The organism is Massilia sp. LXY-5, assembly GCF_059801075.1.
The window spans coordinates 1-4877 of the sequence record NZ_JBNNEH010000012.1; the positions used below are offsets into that span (position 1 = coordinate 1).

General features: G+C 61.2%; 3 protein-coding genes. 1 reads left to right on the top strand and 2 read right to left on the bottom strand.

Annotation, left to right across the window (positions count from 1 at the left end):
• Positions 1-378: 378 nt before the first annotated feature.
• The gene (rtcA, locus tag ACI48I_RS24085; RefSeq protein ID WP_498575713.1) at positions 379-1410 is read right to left on the bottom strand and encodes an RNA 3'-terminal phosphate cyclase; all 1032 of its coding nucleotides are present in this window, start codon (positions 1408-1410) and stop codon (positions 379-381) included.
• A gap of 38 nt (positions 1411-1448) precedes the next feature.
• On the bottom strand, positions 1449-2684 hold the full coding sequence (locus tag ACI48I_RS24090; protein ID WP_498575714.1) for an RtcB family protein: 1236 nt from the start codon (positions 2682-2684) through the stop codon (positions 1449-1451).
• Positions 2685-2907: 223 nt separating this feature from the next.
• On the opposite strand from ACI48I_RS24090, the gene rtcR reads away from it, so the two are divergent.
• Positions 2908-4515: an RNA repair transcriptional activator RtcR gene (gene rtcR, locus ACI48I_RS24095; protein WP_498575715.1), complete on the top strand. Its 1608-nt coding sequence runs from the start codon at positions 2908-2910 to the stop codon at positions 4513-4515.
• Positions 4516-4877 lie beyond the last annotated feature (362 nt).

Sequence of the window (4877 nt, forward strand, 5' to 3'; positions counted from 1 at the left end):
TTTCTGTCACCGCTATTGCTAGCGGGTCGCTCACTCAAAATACTGACCGTCATCTCATTGCTGAGACAACGTATTTCTTTTTTGTGAACATTTGATAATTTAAGTAATCAGTGACCAAAGCCACTGGCACCTTCATCAAACGCCCACACTTATCGACTGTTAATTGTTAAAGAACTTGTTCGGTACTGCTTGCTACTTGTCGACAAATCGTTTTGTTTGTCAGCAGCAGAGAAGCGAGAGTATGCAGTGTTTCGTTTGCGTCGTCAACTTCTTTTTTTCCACCTCGTTGCCGCTTGCAAAGAAATTACGCATCTAACACCTTGATTACGTTAACGTTTTGCAGACAGCGCCGAAGCGGACGCGAATTATAGCGAACCACTAGCGTGGCTGGCAAGCGCTTTTCACGACACAGATATTGCGCCCTTCTGCGCGCTCGAAATAGATACTTACCGGCAAAAATTTCGCAATGAGCTCGGCATTCGTTTCCGCATGCGATGAAACCGTTGAGGCAGTAAAACGCCCACCTCCGGCAAGTGCCATCGGCAGCATGAGCTGATCCGCCAGGTGCTCGCCTGCAGCGGCATCGGACGCCATGTATGCCTGCGCCTGCATGGTCGCCTCCTGGGCTACCGCTTCCGCCCGGACTGCCTTGGCGCCGAAACCGGCGCACACTTCCGTCACATGTTCGTACTCGAGCGTGATCAGGACTGCATTGCCGGGCCCCTGCTCGCCGGGAAGGCAGTGCAGGTGCAGTTGGTCGCCGCCCCAGTGCATTGCGTCGCCTATGCAACTCAGTTCGCGCATGCCGACGCTCTGGGGAAGTCCGGCCACGAAGGCGTCGGCATGTGCGGCGACATAACTGCCGCGCTCCATCAGGGACAGCTGCCGCAGCTGGGCGCACGGGCGAACGGTGGCGACGACTTCCCCACCGCCGGCCGGGTAAAAACCGTAGCGCCTCAGCGCGATGTCGACCTCCGCGCCCATGCGCGCCAGCAGCGGCAGATACGCACGCTTCAGGAACTGCACCGGGGGCGCCATCGCGTTATGGGTGCCGCCGGTAATGCGGACGGACGAAGGCTGCTGCGCATGGAGCAGTGCCAGCACGACCGTCTGCAACACCAGCGTACAACTGCCGGCACTGCCGATCGCGAAATGGTAGTCGCCGCCCTGGATCGGACCGGGCGTAAAACTCAGCTCGGACGAGCCCAGCTCCGCGCCGGTCACGCGTGCGCCGCTGACCTGGGCGGCCGCCTGCACCGCCACCAGGTGCTGCCGCATCATGCCGGGCCTGGTGCGGTTGGCCCGGATCGCGCGGATCCGGAACGGCGTCCCGGTGATCATGGACAGCGCGAGCGCGCTGCGCAAAATCTGGCCGCCGCCTTCGCCGGCCGCGCCGTCGAGCTCAATCATGGTTGCCCCTTTTCTTATTGTTCTGCCCTGCGGAAGGCTTATCCCTTGACGCACACCACCTGCTTGAGCGTGTGAACGACTTCGACCAGATCGCGCTGGGCGTGCATCACGGCGTCGATGTCCTTGTAGGCCATCGGGATCTCGTCGATCACGTTGGCGTCCTTGCGGCACTCCACGCCCTCGGTCGCCCGCACCTGGTCGGCCAGCGTGAAGCGGCGCTTGGCCTCGGTGCGGCTCATCGTCCGTCCCGCGCCATGGCTGCAGCTGTTGAAACTGTCCGGATTGCCCTTGCCGCGCACGATAAAACTTTTCGCACCCATCGAGCCCGGAATGATCCCCAGCTCGCCGGCGCGTGCCGATACCGCCCCCTTGCGCGTTACCAGCACATCCTTGCCGAAGTGGTGCTCCTTCTGGACGTAGTTGTGGTGGCAGTTCACCGCTTCCACGTGGGTCTGGAACGGCTTCGTGATCACCATGCGGACCGCTGCGATCAGGTTCTGCATCATGACTTCACGGTTCATGCGCGCGAATTTCTGTGCCCAGCTGACCGCCTCGACATAATCGTCGTAATGCTCGGTTCCCTCGGACAGGTAGGCCAGATCGTTGTCCGGCAGGTTGACGAAGTGACGCCGCATATCCTTCTTCGCCAGTTCGATGAAATAGGTGCCGATGGCATTGCCGACGCCGCGCGAGCCCGAGTGCAGCATGAACCACACGAAGCCGGCTTCATCCAGGCAGACCTCGACGAAGTGGTTGCCGCTGCCCAGCGTGCCGAGATGACGGTAATTGTTCGTATTCTTCAGCGACGGCGTTTTCAGGCAGATTGCATCGAATTCGCCTTTCAGCTGCGCCCATGCGGCATCGACCGGCGCCGGCGGCGTTTGCCAGGAACCCTCGTCGCGCCCCCGGTGCCCGCGGATCTTCGGCGACATCCCATGCGGAATCGCACGCTCGATCGCACTGCGCAGCTTCGACAGGCTCTCGGGCAGATCGTTGGCCGTGAGCGTGGTTTTCGCCGCCATCATGCCGCAGCCGATATCGACGCCGACTGCGGCGGGAATCACCGCGCCGAGCGTGGGCACGACGGTACCGATGGTCGAGCCTTTACCGAGGTGGACGTCGGGCATGACGGCAATGTGCTTGTACACGAAGGGCATCTTCGCCGTATTCGACAGCTGCTGCCTGGCCGCCTCTTCGACAGGCACACCTTGCGTCCACATCTTGACCTGGCTGCCGCCGGGAATATCCATGACATCGAAAGTAGTGGTGTTCATCGTTTTCGTTTTTCTCAACATAGTTGTGCCGTTCGACTTCGTCGTCGCTCGTTCTGCACCTTCTGCATTGCAAGCGCCGTGCCAGGCAGTCGCCCCGACCGGTTTCTGTCGCCAAGTGCTTGATCCAGCGTGTATTTGTCCCGCCTGCCTGTTCGGGCCGATCGCTGGACCATACGACAGCTTTCCTGATAAATTATCCTGAGAGATAATCTTTTATACGAATATGAAAAAGAAGAAAACCGTCGTCATCGGCTTCGTCGGCACCAAGCTCGACAACTACCGGGGCCGGTCGCGCTGGGACAAGTGGCGGCCGAGCATCGCGCTGACCCAGCACCAGGACCTCGGCATCGCCCGCTTCGAGTTGCTGTACAGCGGCCCTTTTGAAAGCCTGGTGGAACAGGTTGCGGCGGATATCGGTTCGGTGTCGCCCGATACGCAGGTGGTTCCCCATGCGCTCGCGCTGCGCGACGCCTGGGATTTCGAAGAGGTCTACGGCGCGTTGTTCGATTTCGCGAAGCGCTACCCCTTCGACCCGGACAATGAGGATTACTGGATCCATATCACGACCGGGACCCACGTCGTCCAGATCTGCATGTTCCTGATGACCGAAGCGCGGTTTTTCCCCGGCCGCCTGGTGCAAACTTCGCCGCCACGCTCGCCCGGGTCGGGCACGACCGGCAGCTACGCGCTGATCGACCTCGACCTGTCGCGCTACGACCAGATCGCCCAGCGTTTTTCGCGCGAGCAGATGGAGGGCGTCGCCTTCCTGAAATCGGGCATCGCGACCCGCAATGCGGACTTCAACACGATGATCGACGAAATCGAGCGCGTCGCGATCCGCTCACGTTCGCCGATGCTGCTGATGGGCCCTACCGGCGCAGGGAAGTCCTTTCTGGCGCGACGGGTCTACGAACTGAAAAAAGCGCGCCACCAGGTGCAAGGCCGCTTCGTCGAACTCAATTGCGCGACGCTGCACGGCGACGGCGCGGCGTCGACGCTGTTCGGCCACATCAAAGGCGCCTTCACCGGCGCCGCCTCGGACCGCCCAGGTTTGCTCAGGAGCGCGCACAAGGGCCTGCTCTTCCTGGACGAAATCGGAGAACTCGGTCCGGACGAACAGGCGATGCTGCTGAAGGCCATCGAAGACAAACGCTTCCTGCCAGTCGGCAGCGACAACGAGGTGCAAAGCGATTTCCAGCTCATCGCCGGCACCAACCGCGACCTCTCGGCGGACGTGGTGGCCGGACGTTTTCGCGAAGACCTGTACGCGCGCATCAATCTCTGGACCTATGCCCTGCCCAGCCTGCGCGACCGCGCCGAGGATATCGAACCGAATCTCGATTACCTAATCGTCCAGTTCGGCGAGGAACAGGGGCACATGGTCCGCTTCAACCGCGAAGCACGCGTGCGCTACATGCGCTTCGCACGTTCGCCCGAAGCGCTGTGGACCGGGAACTTCCGCGATCTGTGGGCGTCGGTGACGCGCATGGCGACGCTGGCACAGTCGGGCCGCATCAACGAAGCGATCGTGGGCGACGAAGTGGCGCGCCTGCAGCGCCTGTGGCGTCCTTATGCCGGACGCGGCAGTCCGGAGACCGCCGGGCTGGAAGCACTGATGGGCCACGAGGCGGCAAGCAGGCTGGATCTGTTCGACGCGGTGCAGCTCGAGGCGGTGGTCAAGGTGTGCCGGCAGTCGAAGAGTCTGTCCGATGCCGGGCGCACCTTGTTTGGCGTGTCGCGCGAGGCCAAAAATAAGCCCAACGATGCGGACCGGCTCAAAAAATACCTGGCGCGCTTTAAGCTGGACTGGGAACAAGTGTCCGCGATTTGACAGTCGGCGCAGCTCAAGCGTGCGGGGCGAGTGCCGCTTTGGGGGCCAGGCTTGGCGTCTCCCGCGGAACTGCCGCGTGTTCCGGCTGTCGTATGGTAGTCAGCCGTACGCGGCTGGCACGAACATCCGAACTGGGCGGCACTCGTTCACCCGAGGTTTCGTTAATCGGGAGGAACGCGAAGGTGGCGAGTGCGCGCCCAGCCCGACAGGGCCGTGACCGCACATGGTGATCGTACATTCACGCTGAATGAACAGACGAAAAAAAACCCGCTCAGATTACTGAGCGGGTTTTTTCTTTATAACTAGCCTGACGATAACCTACTTTCACACTGGTTGCAGCACTATCATCGGCGCAAAGTCGT